The sequence below is a fragment of the Pseudomonas sp. NPDC087814 genome (assembly GCF_044742865.1).
Taxonomy (GTDB): Bacteria; Pseudomonadota; Gammaproteobacteria; order Pseudomonadales; family Pseudomonadaceae; genus Aquipseudomonas.
Map to the genome: position 1 here is coordinate 193,015 of NZ_JBIUVK010000005.1, position 22,376 is coordinate 215,390.

A 22,376-nucleotide genomic window follows, 5' to 3' on the forward strand; every position below is an offset into this window, starting at 1 on the left:
AGTGCCCCGAATGCCTGAGGTGGAGGAGGTGCATTCTAGGGGGATGTGAACGGATTGGGATACGGTGCTGATCAAATGTGGGAGCGGGCTTGCTCGCGAAGGCGGTCTATCAGCCAACATTTTCATCGACTGCCCCGCCGCATTCGCGAGCAAGCCCGCTCCCACACTGAGTCAGCGTACGGCTTCGAACAAGCCGGTGGCCCCCATGCCGCCGCCCACACACATAGTGACAATGCCGTAACGCAACTTGCGCCGCTGCAACTCACGCACCAGATGCCCCACCTGCCGCGACCCCGTCATCCCAAACGGATGCCCGATGGAAATCGACCCACCGTTGACGTTGTACTTGGCGTTATCAATTTCCAGCCGATTACGCGCATAAAGGCACTGCGAGGCAAACGCCTCATTCAACTCCCACAAATCAATATCCGCCACCGCCAGCCCACGAGCCTTGAGCAACTTGGGCACCGAAAACACCGGCCCGATCCCCATCTCATCCGGCTCACACCCCGCCACCGTAAACCCGCGAAAAAACGCCTTGGGCTTAAGCCCCAGTTCCAGCGCTTTTTCCAGGCTCATCACCAGTGTCATGGAAGCCCCATCAGACAACTGCGACGAATTCCCCGCCGTCACCGACCCATCCTCCGCAAACACCGGCTTCAATCCCGCAAGACTGGCCAACGTCGTATCCGGACGATTGCAATCATCCCGATCCACCACCCCCTCCAACACCTGCACCGCGCCAGTGTTCTTGTCCTCAACCTTGTACTTCACCGCCATCGGCACGATTTCATCATCGAACAACCCGTCAGCCTGGGCCTGAGCCGTACGCTGCTGGCTTTGCAGCGCATACAGATCCTGCTCTTCACGACTGACGTGATACCGCCGCGCAACGATTTCCGCCGTCTGCCCCATGGGAAAGTAAATGCCCGGCACCTGCTCCTTGAGCAACGGATTGATCAGGTTATCGGTGTTGACGCTCTTCATGGTCAGGCTGATGGACTCGACTCCACCGGCCACGATGATCTCGCTGCAACCGGAAGCAATCTGGTTGGCGGCGATCGCAATCGCTTGCAACCCCGAGGAACAGAAACGGTTGAGGGTCATGCCCGCCGTACCGGTACCCAGTTGCGACAACACCGCCACATTGCGGCCGATGTTGTAGCCCTGGGCACCTTCGTTGGATCCGGCGCCGACGATGCAGTCCTCGACCGTGGCCGGGTCGATGCCATTGCGGGTCAGCAACGCGTTCACGCAATGGGCAGCCATGTCATCGGGACGGGTCTGGTTGAACTTGCCGCGAAAGGACTTGGCCAGGCCGGTTCGCACGCTGTCGACGATCACTACTTCACGCATGGGCTACCTCAATTGTTGTGGTTGTTGAGAGATGGATCGAGCATAGATCCCGCCCTCTTCAACCGCGACAATCATTCACCCCGCGTATGCAAAAGCATGGCGTTACTTCTTCTTGTCCTTCTTGTCATGCTTGTCGGTCTTGTCGAACGCTTCCTCCAGCGCCCGGTTGATGGTGCGCAACACCTTCACCCGCGCCCAGCGCTTGTCGTTGGCTTCAACCAGCGTCCACGGCGCAATCTCGGTGCTGGTGCGGTCCACCATGTCACCCACCGCCGCCCGGTAGTCGTCCCACTTCTCGCGGTTACGCCAGTCGTCCTCGGTGATCTTGAAGCGTTTGAACGGGATTTCCTCGCGGGCCTGGAACCGCTCCAGCTGCGTCTGCTTGTCGATCGCCAGCCAGAACTTGACCACGATCACCCCGGCGTCGCGCAGTTGCTCTTCGAAGTCGTTGATCTCGCCGTAGGCGCGCATCCAGTCCGTCGGCGTGCAGAAGCCTTCGATGCGTTCCACCAGCACCCGGCCATACCAGGAGCGGTCGAACACGGTGAACATGCCCCGCGCCGGAATCTTCTGCCAGAAACGCCACAGGTAAGGCTGGGCGCGCTCGTCTTCACTGGGCGCGGCAATCGGCACGATGTGGTACTGCCGGGGGTCGAGGGCTGCCGCCACACGCCGGATGGCCCCACCCTTGCCCGCCGCGTCGTTGCCTTCAAACACTGTCACCAACGCGTGCTTGCGCATGCGTTTGTCGCGCATCAGCCCGGAGAACCGCGCCTGCTCGGTAATCAGTTGTTCTTCGTAATCGTCCTTTTCAAGGCTCAGGCTCATGTCCAGGCTGTTCAGCAGGCTCATCTGGTCAACCGCCGATGGCAGCGGCGCCGGGTTCATGCCGCTGGCTTTACCCTTGGGCACTTTCAAGGCGTTTTGCAGGCCTTCGAGCAGGATCTTGCCGACGGTCAGCCCGCGGTAGTGCGCATCGACACCCTCGATCACATACCAAGGCGCATAGTCACGGCTGGTGCGGCGCAGGATCCGCTCACCAAAATGCACAAACTTGTCGTAGGTCTTTGACTGCTGCCAGTCCAGCGGGCTGATGCGCCAGCTGTGCAGCGGGTCGTCCTGCAAGGCTTTGAGCCGGGATTTCATTTGCTTCTTGGAGAGGTGGAACCAGAACTTGAAGATCAGCGCACCTTCATCACACAGCATCTTTTCCAGGCGCTCGGCCCCGGCGATGGCCTGGTCCAGCCGCGCGTCCTTGATCTCGCCATGGACGCGACTCTGCAGCATCTGGCTGTACCAGTTACCAAAAAAGATCCCCATGCGGCCTTTCGCCGGAAGCTGGCGCCAGTAGCGCCAGGCCGGTGGGCGGGCCAGTTCTTCGTCGGTCTGCTGGTCGAAGGTGCGCACCTCGATCAGGCGCGGGTCCATCCATTCATTCAGCAATTTGACGGTTTCACCCTTGCCCGCGCCTTCGATGCCATTGATCAGGATGATCACCGGGAAGCGCTTCTGCTGTTGCAGTTCGTACTGCACTTCCAGCAAGGCTTCACGCAGGGCCGGCACTTCGGCGTCGTAGGTGTCTTTGTCGATGGCGTGACCGATTTCGGCAGATTCGAACATGGGCGGCTCCGTTCCAGAAGTGATCAAGACTAGCGGATTGGGCAACAACACGTGGCAGGAAATTCCGCAGCGGCTTGCCATGGATCAATGACAACCCTGTTGATCAGCTAGAATGGCCGCCTTGCCTTTGCCGAGCCGCTCATGAACCCCGTATCCCACGCCCAGCTTGACTGGGATGACCAAGGTCGCCCGCACTCGCGGGTCTTCGATGACGTGTACTTCTCCGACAAGTCGGGCCTTGAAGAAACCCGCTACGTGTTCCTCGAACAGAACCGTCTGCAGGAACGTTTTGCGGCGCTGCCGGTGGGCGGGCGCTTGGTGATTGGTGAGACGGGCTTCGGCACCGGCCTGAATTTTTTGTGCGCCTGGCAGTTGTTTGATCAACACGCGGAGGCGGGTGCGCGCCTGCATTTTGTCAGCGTGGAAAAGTACCCGCTGAGCCACGCCGACCTGCAGCGCGCCCTCGCCCTCTGGCCGGAACTGGCACCGTTCGCCGAGCAACTGTTGGCGCAATACATCGCGATTCACCAAGGCTTCCAGCGGCTGGTACTGGATAACGGTCGAGTCACCCTGACGTTGCTGATCGGCGACGCCCTGGAGCAATTGCCGCAGCTGGACGCGCAGGTCGACGCCTGGTTCCTCGACGGTTTCGCCCCGGCCAAGAACCCCGACATGTGGACTGCCGAGCTGTTCGCCGAACTGGCGCGGCTGGCGGCGCCGGGCTCGACCATCAGCACCTTTACCAGCACCGGCTGGGTACGGCGGTTGATCAACGCCGCCGGGTTCAAGATGAAGCGCACCCCCGGCATCGGCCACAAGTGGGAAATCCTGCGGGGTGAGTTTCTCGGCTGGCCCGCTGAAACGCCTGCGCCTGCCGCGGCAAAACCCTGGTTTGCGCGCCCGCCTGCCGTTTCCGGTGAACGCCATGCACTCGTCATCGGCGGTGGCCTGGCCGGTTGCGCCACGGCGGCCAGCCTGGCGGCACGCGGCTGGCGCGTCAGTTTGCTGGAACGCCACGCGGCGCTCGCGCAGGAAGCCTCCGGCAACCCGCAAGGGGTGTTGTACCTCAAGCTTTCCGCCCATGGCACGGCACTTTCGCAGTTGATTCTCAGCGGTTTCGGCCACACGCGGCGCCTGCTGGAACACCTGCAACGTGGCGTGGACTGGGATGGCTGCGGCGTGCTGCAACTGGCCTTCAACGCCAAGGAAGCCGAGCGCCAGGCACAACTGGCCGGCGCTTTTACCCCGGACCTGTTGCACCTGCTGGATAAAGAGCAGGCACAGGTGCGCGCCGGGATAACGCTGGAGCACGGCGGCTTGTTCTTCCCCGAGGGCGGCTGGGTTCACCCGCCGGCGCTGTGCGAATGGCAAGCCAGGCACCCGCTGATCGAAGTGCTCCAGCACCACGACGCCCTTGAGCTCAAGCAGGTCGACGGTCAGTGGCAGGCGTTGCAGGGCGATACGGTTCTGGCTCAAGCCAGTGTGGTCGTGCTGGCCGGCGCCGCCGAGATCAAGCGGTTTTCCTTCAGCGCTGACTTGCCCCTCAAGCGCATCCGCGGGCAAATCACCCGCCTGCCGCAAACGGCGCAAAGCCAGGCGTTGGCCACAGTGGTGTGTGCCGAGGGCTACGTCGCCCCGCCACGCCTGGGCGAGCACACCCTCGGTGCCAGCTTCGACTTCAAGAGCGATGACCTTACGCCCACGGTGGCCGAGCACGTGGGCAATCTGCAGATGCTGCGGGAAATCTCCCTCGATTTGCTGCAACGCCTGGGCGCCGACAGCCTGGCACCCGAACAGCTTGAAGGCCGCGCCGCCTTCCGTTGCACCAGCCCGGACTACCTGCCGATCGTCGGGCCGCTGGCGCAGCGCGAGGCGTTTGATCACACCTACGCCGCCCTCGGCAAAGACGCCCGGCAGGTCCCTGATGCGCCGTGCCCGTGGTTGCACGGCGTGTATATCAACAGTGGCCATGGCTCACGGGGGCTGGTCACCGCGCCACTCTGCGCAGAGCTGCTGGCCGCCGGGCTCGACAATGAGCCCCTGCCGCTGCCGCGCAGTGTCAGCGAAGCCTGTCACCCCAATCGGTTCGCGCTGCGTGCCCTGATCCGCGGTAACCCAGGCAAATCCTGAGGGCCATGACGGGCTCGCAACCCGTCAAGGCTCTTTGCCTTATAACGTATTGTTCTAAAACTCCCACAATTTACCCGGGTCAGTCTCTGGGTACCCGCTGTTTTGGCGGGCTGCATTTCTATCCCTCCCCAACGGAAAAACCGGTAAGGAATTTATGTGCGGATTAGCTGGAGAGTTACGTTTCGATCACCAACCTGCCGACCTGGCAGCGGTGGAACGAATCACCCATCACTTGGCGCCACGCGGTCCTGACGCGTGGGGCTTTCATGCCCAGGGGCCGATTGCCCTGGGCCATCGACGCCTGAAAATCATGGACCTGTCGGATGGCTCCGCCCAACCGATGGTCGACGCCCAGCTGGGCCTGTCCCTGGCGTTCAACGGCGCGATCTATAACTTCCCGGAATTGCGTGAAGAGCTGGAAGCCCTGGGCTACGCCTTCTATTCCGGTGGTGACACCGAAGTGCTGCTCAAGGGCTACCACGCCTGGGGCGAAGCCTTGTTGCCCAAGCTCAACGGGATGTTCGCCTTCGCCATCTGGGAGCGCGATGCCCAGCGCCTGTTCATCGCCCGTGACCGCCTCGGCGTGAAGCCGCTGTACCTGTCGCGCACCGGCCAGCGCCTGCGTTTTGCCTCGGCCCTGCCGGCGCTGCTCAAGGGTGGCGATATCAACCCGATCCTCGATCCGGTGGCGCTCAATCACTACCTGAACTTCCACGCCGTGGTGCCGGCGCCGCGCACCCTGCTGGCGGGCATTGAAAAGCTGCCGCCCGCCTCCTGGATGCGCATCGACGCCGATGGCAAGACTGAACAGAAAACCTGGTGGACCCTGCCCTACGGCCCCCACGCCGATGAAGCCAACCTGACCCTGGAAGACTGGACCGACCGCGTGCTCGACAGCACCCGCGAAGCCGTGGCGATTCGTCAGCGGGCGGCGGTGGATGTGGGCGTGCTGCTTTCCGGCGGTGTCGATTCCAGCATGCTGGTGGGCCTGTTGCGGGAAGTCGGCGTGCAGGACCTGTCGACCTTCTCCATCGGTTTTGAAGACGCGGGTGGCGAGCGCGGCGACGAGTTCCAGTATTCGGACTTGATCGCCAAGCATTACGGCACCCGTCACCACCAACTGCGTATCGCCGAAAGCGAAATCATCGAGCAGTTGCCGGCGGCGTTCCGTGCCATGAGCGAGCCGATGGTCAGCCATGACTGCATTGCCTTCTACCTGCTGTCCCGGGAAGTGGCCAAGCATTGCAAGGTGGTGCAAAGCGGCCAGGGCGCCGATGAACTGTTCGCCGGTTATCACTGGTACCCGCAGGTGGATGGCGCAAGCGACCCGTACGCAGCCTACCGCGACGCATTTTTCGACCGCAGCTACGACGACTATGCCGCTACCGTCGCGCCGAAATGGTTGACCGCGAATGACGCCGCCGGTGACTTCGTGCGCGAGCATTTCGCCCAGCCCGGCGCCGATGCGGCGGTGGACAAAGCCCTGCGCCTGGACAGCACCGTGATGCTGGTGGATGACCCGGTCAAGCGCGTCGACAACATGACCATGGCCTGGGGCCTGGAAGCGCGCACGCCGTTTCTCGACTATCGCCTGGTAGAACTGTCGGCCCGCGTGCCGGGCAAATTCAAACTGCCGGACGGCGGCAAACAAGTGCTCAAGGAAGCGGCGCGCCGGGTGATCCCGAGCGAGGTCATCGACCGCAAGAAAGGCTACTTCCCGGTGCCCGGCCTCAAGCATTTGCAGGGTGACACCTTGAACTGGGTGCGTGAGCTGCTGCTGGACCCAAGCCAGGACCGCGGCCTGTTCAACCCGGCCATGCTCGACCGCCTGCTCACCGATCCCCAAGGCCAACTGACCCCGTTGCGCGGCTCCAAGCTGTGGCAACTGGCGGCGCTGAACCTGTGGCTCAGCGAACAAGGAATCTGATTCATGAAACCTCATGCCACGGCTTACAGCCAACGCTTGCTGCGAGGCCAGGCGCCCTCCTACGAGCGCCTGCAAGCCCGCTTCGCCGAAGACGGCAGCGAACTGGACCCCACGCCGATTGCCGTGCATTGCGGTTGGGGCCGGCTGTTGATCGGCCACACCTTCCCGGACCCGGCGAGCCTGGCCCTGGAGTTGCTCAACGAGCAGCCGGGCGAGCGGGATATCGCGCTGTATGTGGCGGCGCCGCAGCAGATCCTCGGGATTGATCCCCAGCAGTTGTTTCTCGACCCGTCCGATACCCTGCGCCTGTGGTTCACCGACTATCGCCCGGCAACCCGGGTGTTTCGCGGGTTCCGGATTCGCCGGGTACAAACCGAGGCGGACTGGCAGGCGGTGAACCAGCTGTACCAGGGGCGCGGCATGTTGCCGGTGGACCCGGCACTGCTGACGCCACGTCATCAAGGCGGCCCGGTGTATTGGCTGGCCGAGGACGAAGACAGCGGCGCGGTGATCGGCAGTGTGATGGGCCTGAACCACCAGAAGGCCTTTCACGACCCGGAGAACGGCTGCAGCCTCTGGTGCCTGGCGGTCGACCCGCAATGTACCCGCCCCGGGGTGGGTGAAGTGCTGGTGCGCCACTTGATCGAACACTTCATGAGCCGTGGCCTGAGCTACCTCGACCTGTCGGTACTGCACGACAACCGCCAGGCGAAAAGTCTCTACGCCAAGCTTGGCTTTCGCGCGCTGACCACCTTCGCCATCAAGCGCAAGAACGGGATCAACCAGCCGCTGTTCCTCGGCCCTGGCCCGCAGGCGGAGTTCAATCCCTATGCGCGGATCATTGTCGAGGAAGCCCATCGGCGCGGGATCGACGTGCAAGTGGACGATGCCGATGCCGGCTTGTTCACCCTGAGCCACGGTGGCCGCCGGGTGCGCTGCCGCGAATCCCTCAGCGACCTGACCAGCGCCATCAGCATGACTTTGTGCCAGGACAAGAGCCTGACCCACAAGGTGTTCAAGGCCGCAGGCCTGAACCTTCCGGCCCAGCAATTGGCCGGCAGTGCCGATGACAACCTGGAGTTTCTCGACGAGCACCAGCGTATTGTGGTCAAGCCGCTGGATGGCGAACAAGGCCAGGGTGTGGCGGTGGATTTGCAGACCATTGAAGACGTGCAAAAAGCCATTGAGGCGGCCCGCCAATTCGACACCCGTGTACTGCTGGAAAGCTTCCACGAAGGCCTCGACCTGCGCATTCTGGTGATCGGCTTTGAAGTGGTCGCCGCCGCCATTCGCCGCCCGGCGGAAGTCACCGGCGATGGCCAGCACTCTATTGGCGCGTTGATCGAGGCTCAGAGTCGTCGGCGCCAGGCCGCCACCGATGGCGAAAGCAAAATCCCCCAGGACGCTGAAACCCAGCGCACCCTGAAGGCGGCCGGCTACGACTACAACAGCATCCTGCCCCGTGGCGAACGCCTGGCGGTGCGGCGTACCGCCAACCTGCACACCGGCGGTTGCCTGGAAGACGTCACCGCCATCCTCCACCCGACCCTGGTGGACGCCGCCGTGCGCGCCGCCCGTGCCCTCGACATTCCCATGGTGGGCCTTGACCTGATGGTGCCGGCCGCCGACCAACCGGACTACGTGTTTATCGAAGCCAACGAACGGGCCGGGCTGGCCAACCATGAACCGCAGCCGACGGCTGAAAAGTTCGTGGACCTGTTGTTCCCGCATAGCCAACCGACGGCGTGAATGATCGTTCCCACGCTCTGCGTGGGAACGCAGCCCGTGACGCTCCGCGTCACAAGAGAGGACGCAGAGCGTCCCATGAGGCATTCCCACGCAGAGCGTGGGAACGATCATCCTCAACTCATCAGGAGTCTTTATGACCCGAACCATCCCCGAACCGGATCTCGCTTACCTGCAAAAAGTGCTGCTGGAAATGCTCGCCATTCCCAGCCCCACCGGGTTTACCGACACCATCGTGCGCTACGTTGCCGAGCGCCTTGAAGAACTGGGCATTCCCTTTGAAATGACCCGGCGCGGCACCATCCGCGCCACCCTCAAGGGCCAGAAAAACAGCCCTGACCGCGCCGTTTCCGCGCACTTGGACACCATCGGCGCCGCCGTGCGGGCAATCAAGGACAATGGCCGCCTGACCCTCGCGCCAGTGGGCTGCTGGTCCAGCCGCTTTGCCGAGGGCAGCCGTGTCAGCCTGTTTACCGATAACGGCGTGATTCGTGGCAGCGTGTTGCCGTTGATGGCCTCCGGTCACGCGTTCAATACGGCCGTGGATGAAATGCCCATCAGTTGGGACCACATCGAACTGCGCCTGGATGCCTACTGCGCCACCCGCGCCGACTGTGACTCCCTGGGTATCAGCGTCGGCGATTTCGTTGCCTTCGACCCGCTGCCGGAGTTCACCGAGAGCGGGCATATCAGCGCCCGCCACCTGGACGATAAAGCCGGGGTTGCCGCGCTGCTGGCAGCGCTCAAGGCGATTGTCGACAGCGGCCAGCCGCTGCTGATCGACTGCCATCCGCTGTTCACCATCACCGAAGAAACCGGCAGTGGTGCGGCGGCGGCATTGCCGTGGGATGTGAGTGAATTCGTCGGCATCGATATCGCTCCGGTAGCCCACGAGCAGCACTCCAGCGAACACGCGGTGAGTGTGGCGATGCAGGACTCCGGCGGGCCGTATGACTATCACCTGTCCCGCCACCTGCTGCGCCTGGCGGCGGAAAATGAGCTACCGGTGCGTCGCGACCTGTTTCGCTACTACTTCAGCGACGCGCATTCGGCGGTGACCGCCGGCCACGACATTCGTACCGCACTGCTGGCGTTTGGTTGCGATGCCACCCATGGTTATGAGCGCACGCACATCGACAGCCTCGCCGCGCTGAGTCGCCTGCTGGGCGCGTACATCCTCAGCCCGCCGGTGTTCGCCAGCGATGCACAGCCGGCCAAGGGCTCCCTCGACCGGTTCAGTCACCAGATCGAACACGACACACAAATGGAGAGTGATACCCGCGTGCCGTCGGTGGACAGCCTGGTGGGCCAAAAAACCTGAGACTGGCAACTCGGATCCCGGCGCAGTAGCATCGCCGGGATTCCCTAGCCGAGGCTTGTATGCTGATTCCCTACGATGCACTTGAAGTCGACACCCTGACCCGCCTCATCGAAGACTTCGTGACCCGCGACGGCACCGACAATGGTGACGACACACCCCTGGAAACACGGGTGCTGCGGGTACGACAGGCGCTGACCAAGGGCCAGGCGCTGATTGTTTTCGACCCCGAAAGCGAGCAGTGCCAGTTGATGCTCAAGCACGATGTGCCCAAGCACCTGTTCGACTGAGACTCAAGGATTGGGCACAGACACTGGATGGGTGTTGGTCTGCTGCCCGTGGCGACTGAGGATCTTCTGATAGACCTCCGCCCGGTGCACATTGACCCCCACCGGCGCTTCCACACCCAGCTTCACTTGGGTGCCGTTCACTTCCAGAATGCGCAAGGTGATCTGGTCACCCACCGAAATTATTTCACCTACCGCGCGGCTTAATACCAGCATGGGGTTCGTCCTTTTTAAGTTACCGAACCCCGACCATGCGCTCCCTGCCTGGCACCATCAATGGCCTTCAGGTTAAACAGGCATGCCTTACACATCAGGGTAAATTACCCTACAGACAGGCAGTGAATAATCTCGAATTACACCCAAGAACCAAACGATATGTTCATATTTGCGGGCGCTCTCTGTGGCGAGGGAGCTTGCTCCCGCTGGGGTGCGAAGCAGCCCCCAATAACGTCAATGCATTCTTTCAGGAAGACTTGGGCGGCTGGTTTTGGGGCTGCTTCGCACCCCAGCGGGAGCAAGCTCCCTCGCCACAACAAGCCCTCGCCACATCAGGTGCTCACCTGAAATTCAACCTTTTACCGCCTGCGACTGAGCTTTCGCCCGCATCTTGTCCGCCATCACGGTCATCTCGTCATACAGCAGTTGCGGGTTCTTCTGTTTCAGTGCCCAGGCCATGCGCCCCTGCTCGTGGGGCAGGATCATGAATTGCCCTTCAGCCACCTGCTGGTAGATGTAGTCGGCGATCTGTGCGGCGGTAATCGGCGAGCTTTCCAGCAGCTTGCCCACCTGGGCCTTCATCGCGGGCGTCGGCCCGCGGAACGAGTCCAGCAGGTTGGTCTGGAAGAAGGATGGGCACACCACATGCACGCCGACTTCCTGTTGCTTGAGTTCCACCAGCAGGCTCTCCGAGAGCGCCACCACGCCGGCCTTGGCCACGTTGTAGTTGCTCATGGCCGGGCCCTGCATCAGGGCGGCCATGGACGCGATGTTGATGATGCGGCCCTTGCTCTTTTCCAGCAGCGGCAGGAAGGCCTTGCAGCCCTTGACCACGCCCATCAGGTTGATCGCGATCTGCCAGTCCCAGTCTTCCAGGGACAGTTCGCTGAAGAACCCGCCCGATGCGACACCGGCGTTGTTGACGATCACGTCGATGCCACCGAGCTTTTCCTCACAGGCCTGTGCGAACGCGGTGAGCTGGCTGTAGTCGCGCACGTCGCAGCGCTGGGTGAAACCGTCACCACCGGCCTGGCGTACAAGCTTGAGGGTTTCTTGCAGGCCCGCTTCGCTGACGTCCGACAAGGCCAGCTGCCAACCCTCACGGGCCCAGCGCAGAGCGATTTCGCGACCCAGGCCAGAACCGGCGCCGGTGATCATCATGCGATTTTGCATAGGAAAGTAGCCTTGTGGTTCACGGAAGAAGTGAGCCGCAGTGTAGCGAAGGTTTTTCCCGCACCCACGCACCATCAGACTGCTGAATGCCCCAGGCAAACCGTGGGCCGGGTCGGATAGCGGGAAACCCGCCAAGTTCCATTTATTTGAACTAAGGACGGTTATTTGCAACGGGGTTAAAGGAAATAAGCAAGTTAGCGAAAAGCTTTAAAAAAACACGGAATTTTCTGCCAAACACAGGGGTCGGAGTTATTAAGGCGTCCGTATCAGTTGTCGGGCCTATCCGTTAAATAACAGGTCTTTTCAGAAGACAATAAGGAAAACAAAACATGAGCCTCATTCTTATCATTATTCTGATCCTCCTGCTGGTCGGCGGTCTTCCAGTGTTCCCTCACTCACGCAATTGGGGTTACGGGCCATCGGGTATTCTCGGTACTGTGTTGGTAGTGCTGTTGATTCTGTTGTTGCTCGGCAAGATATAACGCGTTCCAGCGTGCAAAAAAAAGAGGCCTTGAAAGGCCTCTTTTTTTATGCGCGGGTATTTAGTCCGGCTTGCCGTCCACTACACCGGCGGTGTTGTCCAGCAGGCTCTTGGTAGCGGTCTGCAGGAACGATTCGAGCTTCTGCTTCAACGCAGCCTCGTCCGGCGACTCTGGAATCACTTTCCCGGTCGGGTTGGCGCCCAGTTCGTATTCCCACAACTTCGGCGGCATTTCCTTGGGCAGTACCAGCACGCGGTCACCGGTAAGCAAGGCGACGGTCTGGTCGCTGCCCGACGGCTTGATCACGCCAAAGCCCTTGTCGCCTTCCGGCAGGTTGAGCAGGTCGCGGCCCCAGCACTGGTGCAGGGTGTCACCGCCCAGGCGGCCCATGATGGTCGGCACGATGTCGATCTGGGTGCCCACGGTGTGGTCACGCTCGCCGAACTTCTCCTGCATGCCCGGTGCGATCATCAGCATCGGCACGTTGAAGCGGCCCAGGTCCATTTCGGTGATCTGCTGCTCGTTGCCGAAGCCGTGGTCGCCCACGATCACGAACAGGGTTTCCTTGAAGTACGGCTCCTTGCGGGCCTTTTCAAAGAACTGGCCCAAGGCCCAGTCGGAGTAGCGCATGGCCGTCAAATGCTCGTTGAGGCTGCCACGGTCGGTGACCTTCTCGACCGGCAATGGCGTCGGCAACGCGTACGGCGTGTGGTTGGACAGGGTTTGCAGCAGCGCATAGAACGGCTTGCCGCCTTCACGGGCCTTCAACTCTTCCAGGCCACGGTTGAACATGTCCTGGTCGGACACGCCCCAGGTCGGGTCCGAGAACACCGGGTTGACGAAGTCATTACGCCCGATGAAGTTGGTCATGCCCTGGTTGCTGAAGAAGCCCGACTGGTTATCCCAGGCGAAGTCGCCGTTGTAGACGTACACGTCATCGAAATCGCGATGGCTGAGCAACTGCGGCAGGCCCGACAGCTTGTGGCTGCCTTCCGGAGTCTGCATCAGGTATTCGAAACCCGGCAGGTTCGGGAAGCAGGCCATGGTGGCGAACATACCCTGGTGGGTGTGGGTGCCGTTGGAGAAGAAGTGGTCGAACAGCAGGCCTTCCTTGGACAGTTTGTCGAAGTACGGCGTGATGTTGCCCGGGCGGCCCAGGGCGCCCACCGAGTGACCGGCGAAGCTTTCCATCAGGATAACCACGACGTTCTTGATCGGCAGGGTCTTCTCGGCCGGCGGCGTGAAGTCACGGCGTACCGCGGCGGTGTCGGTGTCGACCAGTTTCTCGCTCGGCAATACCAGCATGTCGCGCACGGTCTGGGTGGCCAGCGGCTGCTCCAGGGTGGCTTTCCAGATGTTCGAACGCTCCTCGGAGAAGCGCGATTTCGCCGCCGCAATCAGCGACAAGGTACCGTTGAGGCCCAACTGGTTGGCGAAGTTCGAGTCGGTGGTGTACACGTCGCCCCAACGCAGTGGCGGGCCCTGGCGCAGGGTGCCACGGATGGCGACCACGGCGACCAGCAGGCAGACCACGAACACCGCGATGCGCGTGTACCACGGCGCTACCTGGCGAGTGCCGATGCTGCCACCACTGAACGGGCCGCGTGGGCGCGTTGCACGGTCGGCGCCTTTGAAGGCGATGCTCAGGATCAGCGTACCCACGGCCCAGGCCAGCAGGTAGCGCACCACCGGGAAACCGTACCAGAGCATGCTCATCACGGTTTTCGGGTCTTCCTTCACGTACTGGAAGACCAGCCCGTTGAGGCGCTGGTGGAACTCGCGGTAGAAGTCCATTTCCATCAGGCCCAGGAACAGCGCGATGCTGGACGCGACCGTCAGCCACAAGCGGAAGAACCCGCGCGCCGCCATGGCCCGTACGCTGAACAACGCCAGCAGCAGCGGCACCAGCACGTACATCACCAGGCGGATATCCAGGCGCAGGCCGTTGGCGAACGCTTCAAGGAAAGTCGAGGCCGGTGTGTCGAGGATCATCTCGCGGTTGTAGACCAGCAGCGCCAGGCGCAGCAGGGAGAACATCACCATCATGATCAAGGCACAAAGCAGCGTGTACGCCAGATGGGATTTGACGGTCGGTTGCAGCAAGCGATTAGAAGCTCGCTGCTGATTCAGGGCGTCCGGGTTTGCCATGTCGTTTTAGGACCCATTGGAAGTTTAAGTTGCGAATGAATACAGCGGCGCCCCGCCCTCGCCCAGGCAGGCTGGGGTAGACGGTGAACGCAATGGCGCAAATGGTGCCCGATCAACGCCGGCAACGCCATTGATTACTCACTCCTGCAGTAGGTGGGCACTCGTTTTAGAGCACTCGACAGGGGAAATAGCCGGCGAATTGTCTTGGATGGAATGTGAAAATTTTGTACAGCGAATATCTCGAAACACAATAACGGGCGTACGGAAACAGATGTGGGAGCGGGCTTGCTCGCGAATACGGTAAATCAGTCGATACATCAGGTGACTGTTACACCGTATTCGCGAGCAAGCCCGCTCCCACACTTACTGTGCCCGCTCTGGATAGCGTTGTTTGGATCAGATCCGCACGTTACCGCGCGGCCCGGCGATCGCCCAGATGATCAAGCCCAGTACCGGCAGCAGCAGGATCAACAGGATCCACAACACTTTGGCGCCGGTACTCGCGCCGCTTTTGAACACGTTGATGATCGCCCAGATATCCAGCGCGAGGATGATCAACCCGATCAGACCATTAAAAGTGGAACCCATGGTGTCGCTCCTAAGTGAGGGCTTGCCTGCTTAGGATAGTCAGCCGTGGCCGGGGGTTCCGTTTTATTTCAGACGTGTACCGCAACGCGCAGAGCTTCCAGCGATGGTTCGCCCTTTATGCCGGTTTCGGCACACAACTCCAGCACCCGTGGCACGTCGTTGCCGTAGACCAGCACAGCCTGGATCTCGTCGTCCAGCAACTGGCTGAAGTTCATCAGCACGTAGCCGCCGTTCTCCGGGTTGAGGGCGCTCATCTGGATCTGGATGCGGTTCAGCGCGGTCAGGGGTTCGGTCTTGGCCAGTTGCTTGGGCTTGAGGTTGAACGCCACGCCGGGGCCAAAGGAGGCGACGATCTGGGCGAACAGGTCCTGGTAAGTGTCGGCCTGGAACAGCACGGTGTCGGGCAGGCTGCCGACAACGATCCACTCGCCCAGGGGAATCGGGAAAGTGCCGTCGTAGTTGATGTCGGGGTTGGCGGCCAGGAAGGCTTCAGGATCGGCGTAGGCCTGGGCCGCCTCGTCCGCCACCCTGGCGATCTCGGGTTCGCTCATGCAGCCGGAGCTGATTTTGCTGATGAGTTCGACGAGTGCGGTTTTCATGGGGTGGTCCTGTGGCGGGGCTGATTTTGAGGGCGCAAAGCCTACACCAGTTTTTCCAACTGCGCCGCCGTATCCACCGCCCCCATGGTCTGGGCCGCTGCCAGCGCGGTCACGCCCTGGGCATCGGTGGCCTTGGGATTGGCGCCCTGGCTGATCAGGTAGTCCACCATTTCGGTACGGTTGAACATCGCCGCCATCATCAAGGCGGTGCGACCATCAGAGGATGCGCCTTCGACCAACGCTCCGCCTTCGATCAATGCCTTGACCACCGGCAGGTTGCCCTTGAACGCCGCGCCGGCAATCGGCAGCTGGTTCTTGTCGTTGGCAATCTGGGGGTCGGCCTTGAATTCCAGCAGCACTTTCACCGCGTCCACATGACCATGGTAGGCCGACAGCATCAACAGCGTATCGCCATTGTGGTTGCGCAGGTTCGGCGGCAAGCCCTTGGCCAGCAACGCAGCCAGCATCGCGGCATCGCCCTTGCGCGCCACGTCGAACACCTGCTCGGCAAATTCGGCGGCTTCGTCTTCGGTCATTTGTTTGGCTTGGTCTGACATGTGGGGCTCCTTGTCTGGTGTTTCATAAGGCGCCCAGTCTCGCGATGGAGTTCCCCACTGTCATGCCTTTTTTCCCAAAAGCGGCGATAGGCAGAATCAATAACGGAACTTGCCCGCCTGGATGTCCGCCAACAGTTGCCCGGTGACCGGCACATAACTGTCCGACCCAGGCAGCCAGGCAAAGATCGGATCATCACCGGCCTTGCCCGGGTCGAACGCTTCCTCCTTGAGTTTCACCTTCTGGTATTTGAAGGTGCCCGTGGTTTCCATCTTCACCTTGATCCGCAGGAACAACGGCACCGCATACGCGGGCAATTGCCCGTGGGCGAAGGTCAGCAACTCGCGCATGTCCAAGGAAGCCAGGGATTCGGCAGGCGTAATGGCCGCCATGCCCGCGCGGCCGTTGGTGTTTTCAATCTCCACGCCGTAGGCCACCACTTCGGAAATCTGCGGGTGCTGCAGGAAGATGTTCTCGACTTCGGTGGTGGAGACGTTCTCACCTTTCCAGCGGTAGGTGTCCCCCAGCCGGTCAACGAATTGGGCGTGGCCGAAGCCGATATTGCGCAACAGGTCGCCGGTGTTGAAATAACGGTCGCCCTTCTCGAACACGTCGCTGAGCACCACCTTGCGGTTCTTCTCGGGGTCGGTGTAGCCGTCGAACGGTGCCTTGTCATCGATCCTGGCCAGCAGCAGCCCCTGGCCCCCCTTGGGCACTTCGCGCATGAAACCGTCGGCGCCGCGAATCGGCTCACAGCTGTCATGGGCGTAGTCCACCAGTGCCCAGTGCATCAGGGAAAAGCCGATGGTGTTGTCGAAGTTCAGCACATTGGTGAAGCCGATGTTGCCGTCACTGGCGGCGTACAGCTCGCAGATATGATCAACGCCAAAGCGCTGCTTGAACTCAGCCCAAACCCCTGGGCGCAGGCCGTTGCCGATCATCTTCGTCACCCGGTTGTCCAGGTCGCGCCCATGGGCAGGCTGGTCGATCAGGTAGCGGCACAGCTCGCCGACATAACCCAGGGTGGTCGCATTGAATTTGCGCACATCGTCCCAGAACTGGCTGGCGCTGAACTTGCGGCGAATCGCGAACCCCGACGCCCCGGCAATCGCCGAACCCCAGCACACGCACAGGCCAGTGGCGTGATACAGCGGCAAGGTGCAATAGACGACATCCTCGGGCCCCATATCCAGGGCGATGGTGCCGAAACTGGCCGAGGACTTCATCCAGCGGCCATGCTTGAAAATGCCGGCCTTGGGCAAGCCGGTGGTGCCGGAGGTGTAGATATAGAAGCAAGGGTCGTTGAAAAAAATCTGCTGGGTGCTGGCGGGGTTTTCCACCGGGCGGTCGGCGCTGGCAGCCATCAGGTCGACGTAATCCGGCGGCACATGGCTGTGCTGCTGATCGGCAATAAACCAGGTTTTATCCGCCTCGATGGCCACCTGGCTGCGCACGGCCTCGTAGGCCCCTAACAACTCGGCTCCCACCACGATGGCCGCCGGTGCCACCAGGTTGAGGCTATGTACCAGCGCCGCCTGGGTTTGCGAGGTATTGAGCATCGCGCAAATGCCGCCCACCTTGGCCACGGCCAGTACGCTGAGCAACAACTCGGGGCGGTTCTCGATAAACAACGCCACCACGTCGCCCTTGCCGATCCCCTGCTGCTGCAGGTAGTGAGCCATGCGGTTGGCCTGCTGGTTGGCCTGGCGGTAGCTCAGCACCGTGTCGCCATACAGCAGCGCGGGGCCGTCGGGGTTGCGTTGGGTGGCTTGTTCAAAGGTCCAGCCCAGGCCGCACGGCTGGTCGGGATCGGTGATGTTGGCAACGCGGATTCCGCGCACCAGGCGCGGCAGTGCACGGACAATGGTGGGCACCTTACGCAGCATCATGCCCCAGGTGATCATGTCACTTGGCGGGTGGTTCATGGCGGGAACGTCCTTTTTCTTATTGTTCGTATGACCCTCAAAGCACCCATCGCACTGTAAGACCCGCGCCGAATGCCTTGCAGGAAAATACGCCAGCCGTTCTTCGGCTGTACACGCAGGATTTGAAAAGTTTTGTATCTCGAAAGGAAAAGGAATTTAGCGCACCGCCAGGTGGTCACTATGGAAGACCTGCCTTGCGTGCCAGCTGTGAAACACTTGGCAAAACCCCGCAAAATGCAGGATGCACGATGGCCATTCATGCAAATTGCACGAAACTGGAAATCTTAAAATTTTATAACTGATTGATTTATAACGATTTTTTAAGATAGTCAGTACTGGCACAATCACTGCACCTATCACTCCACGCTGCAAAACATGAGCTAACGGAGCTGATAGACATGAGCCTGATCCAAGATAAATTTTCTTCTGTGTTCTCCAATTTCGACGTCACCACCCAGGCGCGTCCTGATGGCGGCATCCTGCTGACCTTGCGTAACAGCGAAGGCAAGCAGATCAAACGTTCGATCTCTTATCAGCAACTGCACACGGCCGACCAACTGACGTGGGTCATCAGCGCCATTCGCCGCGACCTGGCTGAACAAGCCAGCGACCTGCCACAGATTTCGATGCTGCAAAGCCAGAACCGCTTTGCCCTGCCGACCTACCATTCGGCTTGACCGTCATGCAGGACCCGAACAGGTCGTGGTGCCGTTGCGCACCACGGCCTTTTTTTATTTGCACAATCCCTGTTTCACCGCCTCGTTCACGGCCTGGACCCGGTTAGTCACCTGCAACTTGCCGTAGATGTTGCGCAGGTGAAACTTCACCGTGGCCTGGGAGATGGAGCGAATCCTGCTGATTTCCCACACCGTCTTGCCCTCGACCGCCCAATGCAGGATTTCCCGTTCCTTTGGGGTCAGGGGTTTACCCGACAACATCGCACGCGCCTTGCGGTTGGCAACCGGCGCGCTGTCCGTTTGCGTGGACGGTTGTTCCTGTGGCTCCGAACCGCTCATGCAGGCCTCTCTCTTCATATAGGTCTTGTAACGCCCGAAGTCGGATTACTCCTATTGACAGGCGAATAAATATTGAGACCAGAGAGAGTTACACAAAGAGTGGAACTAATAAGTAAGGTCAACGATAAACAGCTGTTACCCACAAACTTTCAAGTTTATTCCTACAGCGATTTCCAACCTGAAGGAATTGAAGTTAAAAAAATGCCCCCTGTTCAGGAGGCATTGCCGGACGAACTTAGTCATCAAGCCGAGGAAAACCCTCGGCGATCGCGTCGCCGGTCAGCATGACCGCCAGCCCTTCAGGGTCACTGAACAGGCGGATCGCCACAAAGTGCGGGTTCTCCCCCATATCAAACCAGTGCGGGATGCCGCTCGGCACCAAGATCAGGTCGTTTTTCTCGCAGAACACCGCGTACACATAATCTTCGATGTGCAAGGTAAACAGCCCACGACCCGCTACGAAAAAACGCACGTGGTCTTGGGCCATGCGGTGTTCGTCGAGTCGCTCGGCGCGCAATTGGGCTTTCTGCGGGTGATCGTTGCTGACGCGGAGCACATCAACGGTGGTGTAGCCGCGCTCGGTCATCAGCTTGTCGATGGGCGCCTGGTAGGCGGCGATAATCTCAACCTCGCTGGCCCCGGGCTCAAGTCGGGTAGTCGCCTGCCAGCGATCGAACCCCACACCCAGCTCGGCCAGGGTCGAGGCGATATCGTCCTGGTGAGTCAGGACCTTGTTCGGGGTGTCGGGGGTGCAGACGTGGTAAACCGCGAGATAGCTCATCAAACTCTTCCTCTGTCACGGGAGCCGCTCATGGCCGCTCCTCTTGCAATCGAATGCCAATGATTAGGGCGGCGGCCAGGGCCGCGACGCTGGCAATGCTGAAGGTCAGGGTCGGCCCCAGCAGGTTCCAGCTGTAACCTGAATAGAGTGCGCCCAGCGCACCGCCGGTACCGGCCAGTGCCGCATACAGTGCCTGGCCCTGCCCTTGCTGGCGAGCGCCAAAGCTGCGTTGCACGAACTGGATGGCCGCCGCGTGAAAACTGCCGAAGGTCGCCGCGTGCATCACCTGCGCCAGCAACAGCACCCAGAAGAATTCGGCAAACGAGCCCAGCAGCAACCAGCGCAGTGCGGCCAGCAGGAAACTCGCCATCAATACCCGGCGTACCGAAAAGCGCGTGAGAATCCGGCTCATGGCCAGGAACATCAAGACTTCCGCCACCACGCCCAGCGCCCACAACATGCCGATCACGCCACGGCTGTAACCGAGGTGTTCAAGGTGCAGGGTGAGGAAGGTGTAGTACGGACCATGGCTCATCTGCATCAGCGCCACACACGCATAGAACGCCAGCACGCCGGGGCTGCGCAGTTGCCGCAAAAAGCCGTCACCGGCCAGGCGATTCCCCTGGCTCAGGGGCTGCGCATTCGGCACCCAGAGGCTGGCGCCGATGATGCCGGCCATGATCACCACGACCACCATCGGGTAGATATCCAGGCTCAGCCAGTCGAACAAGCGGCCCATGATCACCACGGTGAGGATAAAACCGATGGAGCCCCACAACCGCACCTGGCTGTAGCGCGAGGTCTGGCCTTGCAGGTGCGCGAGGGTGATGACTTCAAACTGCGGCAGGACCGCGTGCCAGAAGAACGCGTGCAAGGCCATCACCAGCGCCAGCCAGGCGTAAGTCTTGCTGACAAAGATCAACGAGAAACTCACCAGGGTGCACACCGCGCCAAAGCGCACGATGGCCAGGCGCCGGCCGGTGTAATCCCCCAGCCAGCCCCACAGGTTGGGTGCCACGCAGCGCATCAGCATGGGGATGGCCACCAGCTCGCCGATGCGCGCGCTGGAGAACCCAAGGTGATCGAAGTACAACGCCAGGAACGGCGCCGTCGCCCCCAGCAGGGCGAAATAGAACAGGTAGAAGCTGGAGAGTCGCCAGTATGGAAGGGCTTGCGTCAGCATAAGTGACTTGTGGCGAGCGAGCCTGCTCGCGCTGGGGCGAGAAGCTCCCCCACTAGAAGCGCCGCAGTTCTCCAGGTCCTACCGGGTTGCAGGCTTTGGGGCCGCTGCGCAGCCCAGCGCGAGCAAGCTCGCTCGCCACACACGGTCACAGCTGGCCCAATACCGGAGTACTGACTTTTACGTCGGCGTTTTGCCCACGATGGCGCAGCAGGTGGTCCATCAACACGATGGCCATCATCGCTTCGGCAATCGGCGTGGCGCGGATGCCGACGCAAGGGTCGTGACGGCCCTTGGTGATCACGTCCACCGGGTTGCCGTGCACATCGATCGAACGGCCTGGCGTGGTGATGCTGGACGTCGGCTTGAGGGCCAGGTGCGCAACGATCGGCTGGCCGGAGGAAATGCCGCCGAGAATGCCGCCGGCGTTGTTGCTGAGGAAACCTTCCGGGGTCAGCTCGTCACGGTGCTCGGTGCCACGCTGGGCCACACAATCGAACCCGACGCCGATTTCCACGCCCTTGACCGCGTTGATGCTCATCAGCGCGTGGGCCAGTTCGGCATCGAGGCGGTCGAAGATCGGCTCGCCCAGGCCCGGCATCACGCCTTCGGCAACCACGGTGATCTTGGCGCCGACGGAATCCTGGTCGCGGCGCAACTGGTCCATATAGGCTTCCAGCTCCGGCACTTTATCCGGGTCTGGGCAGAAGAAAGCGTTGTCTTCGACGCTGTCCCAGGTCTTGAACGGGATTTCGATCGGGCCCAGCTGGCTCATGTAGCCGCGGATCACGATGCCCTGGGTCGCCAGGAACTTCTTGGCAATCGCACCGGCCGCCACGCGCATCGCGGTTTCCCGCGCCGAGCTGCGGCCACCGCCACGGTAGTCGCGCTCGCCGTATTTGTGGTGGTAGGTGTAGTCGGCGTGGGCCGGGCGGAACAGGTCCTTGATCGCCGAGTAGTCCTTGGACTTCTGGTCGGTGTTGCGAATCAGCAGGCCGATGGCGCAGCCGGTGGTGCGGCCTTCGAACACGCCGGAGAGGATTTCGACTTCGTCGGCTTCCTGGCGCTGGGTGGTGTGGCGGCTGGTGCCGGGCTTGCGGCGGTCGAGGTCACGCTGCAGGTCTTCCAGGGACAACTCGAGGCCCGGCGGGCAGCCGTCGACAATGGCGACCAACGCCGGGCCATGGCTTTCGCCCGCGGTGGTAACAGTGAACAGCTTGCCGTAGGTATTGCCGGACATGCAGGGCGCTCCGTGAAATCAGTTGAATCAAGTCAACCGTACTAACTTAACGCGGCCAGTATACGCAGGCTAACCGACTTGTTCATCCT

Annotated in this window: 20 protein-coding genes; 7 read left to right on the forward strand and 13 right to left on the reverse strand. The window is 61.3% G+C overall.

Features of this window, described 5'->3' with window-relative positions; all coding sequences use genetic code 11:
* Positions 1–171: 171 nt before the first annotated feature.
* Together ACIOMR_RS06825 and pap are read right to left on the reverse strand one after the other, a co-directional pair.
* On the reverse strand, positions 172–1,356 hold the full coding sequence (locus ACIOMR_RS06825) for a thiolase family protein (protein WP_003216747.1): 1,185 nt from the start codon (positions 1,354–1,356) through the stop codon (positions 172–174).
* Between the two features lie 102 nt (positions 1,357–1,458).
* The gene (gene pap, locus ACIOMR_RS06830) at positions 1,459–2,976 is read right to left on the reverse strand and encodes a polyphosphate:AMP phosphotransferase (protein WP_177009485.1); all 1,518 of its coding nucleotides are present in this window, start codon (positions 2,974–2,976) and stop codon (positions 1,459–1,461) included.
* 141 nt (positions 2,977–3,117) lie between these two features.
* On the opposite strand from pap, the gene mnmC reads away from it, so the two are divergent.
* The 5 genes from mnmC (at position 3,118) to ACIOMR_RS06855 (ending at position 10,387) form a co-directional block, all read left to right on the forward strand.
* Positions 3,118–5,106: a bifunctional tRNA (5-methylaminomethyl-2-thiouridine)(34)-methyltransferase MnmD/FAD-dependent 5-carboxymethylaminomethyl-2-thiouridine(34) oxidoreductase MnmC gene (mnmC, locus tag ACIOMR_RS06835; RefSeq protein ID WP_401193040.1), complete on the forward strand. Its 1,989-nt coding sequence runs from the start codon at positions 3,118–3,120 to the stop codon at positions 5,104–5,106.
* A 154-nt stretch (positions 5,107–5,260) separates the two neighbouring features.
* Positions 5,261–7,033, forward strand: coding sequence for an N-acetylglutaminylglutamine amidotransferase (locus ACIOMR_RS06840; RefSeq protein WP_003216754.1), 1,773 nt, complete (start codon positions 5,261–5,263; stop codon positions 7,031–7,033).
* A gap of 3 nt (positions 7,034–7,036) precedes the next feature.
* A complete protein-coding gene (gene ngg, locus ACIOMR_RS06845) occupies positions 7,037–8,782 on the forward strand; it encodes an N-acetylglutaminylglutamine synthetase (RefSeq protein ID WP_102605277.1) in 1,746 nt (581 codons plus the stop codon).
* Positions 8,783–8,915: 133 nt separating this feature from the next.
* Positions 8,916–10,100, forward strand: a complete 1,185-nt coding sequence (locus ACIOMR_RS06850) for an osmoprotectant NAGGN system M42 family peptidase (RefSeq protein WP_003216760.1) — start codon at positions 8,916–8,918, stop codon at positions 10,098–10,100.
* A 59-nt stretch (positions 10,101–10,159) separates the two neighbouring features.
* Positions 10,160–10,387 (forward strand): YheU family protein, encoded by a 228-nt coding sequence (locus ACIOMR_RS06855; RefSeq protein ID WP_003192759.1) that lies wholly within the window; start codon positions 10,160–10,162, stop codon positions 10,385–10,387.
* A gap of 3 nt (positions 10,388–10,390) precedes the next feature.
* Here the strand turns inward: ACIOMR_RS06855 and csrA are convergent, their stop codons facing one another.
* A complete protein-coding gene (csrA, locus tag ACIOMR_RS06860; protein ID WP_087692958.1) occupies positions 10,391–10,600 on the reverse strand; it encodes a carbon storage regulator CsrA in 210 nt (69 codons plus the stop codon).
* A 351-nt stretch (positions 10,601–10,951) separates the two neighbouring features.
* A complete protein-coding gene (locus ACIOMR_RS06865) occupies positions 10,952–11,773 on the reverse strand; it encodes an SDR family oxidoreductase (RefSeq protein ID WP_177020683.1) in 822 nt (273 codons plus the stop codon).
* A gap of 329 nt (positions 11,774–12,102) precedes the next feature.
* Between ACIOMR_RS06865 and ACIOMR_RS06870 the strand changes: the two genes are divergently transcribed.
* On the forward strand, positions 12,103–12,255 hold the full coding sequence (locus ACIOMR_RS06870) for a DUF3309 family protein (RefSeq protein ID WP_003216767.1): 153 nt from the start codon (positions 12,103–12,105) through the stop codon (positions 12,253–12,255).
* A gap of 60 nt (positions 12,256–12,315) precedes the next feature.
* Here ACIOMR_RS06870 and ACIOMR_RS06875 read toward each other — a convergent pair whose 3' ends face one another.
* The 5 genes from ACIOMR_RS06875 to ACIOMR_RS06895 form a co-directional block, all read right to left on the reverse strand.
* Positions 12,316–14,403: an LTA synthase family protein gene (locus ACIOMR_RS06875; protein WP_401193047.1), complete on the reverse strand. Its 2,088-nt coding sequence runs from the start codon at positions 14,401–14,403 to the stop codon at positions 12,316–12,318.
* Positions 14,404–14,799: 396 nt separating this feature from the next.
* Positions 14,800–14,991 (reverse strand): PLDc N-terminal domain-containing protein, encoded by a 192-nt coding sequence (locus tag ACIOMR_RS06880; RefSeq protein ID WP_003172956.1) that lies wholly within the window; start codon positions 14,989–14,991, stop codon positions 14,800–14,802.
* Between the two features lie 68 nt (positions 14,992–15,059).
* Entirely contained in the window at positions 15,060–15,590 is a 531-nt protein-coding gene (locus ACIOMR_RS06885; protein ID WP_401193050.1) for a hypothetical protein, read from the reverse strand.
* 41 nt (positions 15,591–15,631) lie between these two features.
* On the reverse strand, positions 15,632–16,147 hold the full coding sequence (locus ACIOMR_RS06890) for an ankyrin repeat domain-containing protein (protein ID WP_003216773.1): 516 nt from the start codon (positions 16,145–16,147) through the stop codon (positions 15,632–15,634).
* Positions 16,148–16,243: 96 nt separating this feature from the next.
* The gene (locus ACIOMR_RS06895) at positions 16,244–18,070 is read right to left on the reverse strand and encodes a long-chain-acyl-CoA synthetase (RefSeq protein WP_401193053.1); all 1,827 of its coding nucleotides are present in this window, start codon (positions 18,068–18,070) and stop codon (positions 16,244–16,246) included.
* Between the two features lie 398 nt (positions 18,071–18,468).
* On the opposite strand from ACIOMR_RS06895, the gene ACIOMR_RS06900 reads away from it, so the two are divergent.
* Entirely contained in the window at positions 18,469–18,747 is a 279-nt protein-coding gene (locus tag ACIOMR_RS06900) for a DUF3509 domain-containing protein (RefSeq protein ID WP_003216777.1), read from the forward strand.
* Positions 18,748–18,801: 54 nt separating this feature from the next.
* Here ACIOMR_RS06900 and ACIOMR_RS06905 read toward each other — a convergent pair whose 3' ends face one another.
* From ACIOMR_RS06905 to aroC, 4 genes are all read right to left on the reverse strand, one after another.
* Entirely contained in the window at positions 18,802–19,086 is a 285-nt protein-coding gene (locus ACIOMR_RS06905) for a response regulator transcription factor (protein WP_003216779.1), read from the reverse strand.
* A gap of 235 nt (positions 19,087–19,321) precedes the next feature.
* The gene (locus tag ACIOMR_RS06910) at positions 19,322–19,867 is read right to left on the reverse strand and encodes an acireductone dioxygenase (protein WP_008433207.1); all 546 of its coding nucleotides are present in this window, start codon (positions 19,865–19,867) and stop codon (positions 19,322–19,324) included.
* Positions 19,868–19,895: 28 nt separating this feature from the next.
* A complete protein-coding gene (locus ACIOMR_RS06915; RefSeq protein WP_401193100.1) occupies positions 19,896–21,047 on the reverse strand; it encodes an MFS transporter in 1,152 nt (383 codons plus the stop codon).
* 148 nt (positions 21,048–21,195) lie between these two features.
* Positions 21,196–22,287 (reverse strand): chorismate synthase, encoded by a 1,092-nt coding sequence (gene aroC / locus ACIOMR_RS06920; protein ID WP_401193058.1) that lies wholly within the window; start codon positions 22,285–22,287, stop codon positions 21,196–21,198.
* Positions 22,288–22,376 lie beyond the last annotated feature (89 nt).

Coding starts and splice junctions, on each gene's coding strand:
- ACIOMR_RS06825 (WP_003216747.1), bottom strand. CDS start 1,356: ATGCGTGAAGTAGTGATCGTCGACAGCGTGCGAACCGGCCTGGCCAAG.
- pap (WP_177009485.1), bottom strand. CDS start 2,976: ATGTTCGAATCTGCCGAAATCGGTCACGCCATCGACAAAGACACCTAC.
- mnmC (WP_401193040.1), top strand. CDS start 3,118: ATGAACCCCGTATCCCACGCCCAGCTTGACTGGGATGACCAAGGTCGC.
- ACIOMR_RS06840 (WP_003216754.1), top strand. CDS start 5,261: ATGTGCGGATTAGCTGGAGAGTTACGTTTCGATCACCAACCTGCCGAC.
- ngg (WP_102605277.1), top strand. CDS start 7,037: ATGAAACCTCATGCCACGGCTTACAGCCAACGCTTGCTGCGAGGCCAG.
- ACIOMR_RS06850 (WP_003216760.1), top strand. CDS start 8,916: ATGACCCGAACCATCCCCGAACCGGATCTCGCTTACCTGCAAAAAGTG.
- ACIOMR_RS06855 (WP_003192759.1), top strand. CDS start 10,160: ATGCTGATTCCCTACGATGCACTTGAAGTCGACACCCTGACCCGCCTC.
- csrA (WP_087692958.1), bottom strand. CDS start 10,600: ATGCTGGTATTAAGCCGCGCGGTAGGTGAAATAATTTCGGTGGGTGAC.
- ACIOMR_RS06865 (WP_177020683.1), bottom strand. CDS start 11,773: ATGCAAAATCGCATGATGATCACCGGCGCCGGTTCTGGCCTGGGTCGC.
- ACIOMR_RS06870 (WP_003216767.1), top strand. CDS start 12,103: ATGAGCCTCATTCTTATCATTATTCTGATCCTCCTGCTGGTCGGCGGT.
- ACIOMR_RS06875 (WP_401193047.1), bottom strand. CDS start 14,403: ATGGCAAACCCGGACGCCCTGAATCAGCAGCGAGCTTCTAATCGCTTG.
- ACIOMR_RS06880 (WP_003172956.1), bottom strand. CDS start 14,991: ATGGGTTCCACTTTTAATGGTCTGATCGGGTTGATCATCCTCGCGCTG.
- ACIOMR_RS06885 (WP_401193050.1), bottom strand. CDS start 15,590: ATGAAAACCGCACTCGTCGAACTCATCAGCAAAATCAGCTCCGGCTGC.
- ACIOMR_RS06890 (WP_003216773.1), bottom strand. CDS start 16,147: ATGTCAGACCAAGCCAAACAAATGACCGAAGACGAAGCCGCCGAATTT.
- ACIOMR_RS06895 (WP_401193053.1), bottom strand. CDS start 18,070: ATGAACCACCCGCCAAGTGACATGATCACCTGGGGCATGATGCTGCGT.
- ACIOMR_RS06900 (WP_003216777.1), top strand. CDS start 18,469: ATGAGCCTGATCCAAGATAAATTTTCTTCTGTGTTCTCCAATTTCGAC.
- ACIOMR_RS06905 (WP_003216779.1), bottom strand. CDS start 19,086: ATGAGCGGTTCGGAGCCACAGGAACAACCGTCCACGCAAACGGACAGC.
- ACIOMR_RS06910 (WP_008433207.1), bottom strand. CDS start 19,867: ATGAGCTATCTCGCGGTTTACCACGTCTGCACCCCCGACACCCCGAAC.
- aroC (WP_401193058.1), bottom strand. CDS start 22,287: ATGTCCGGCAATACCTACGGCAAGCTGTTCACTGTTACCACCGCGGGC.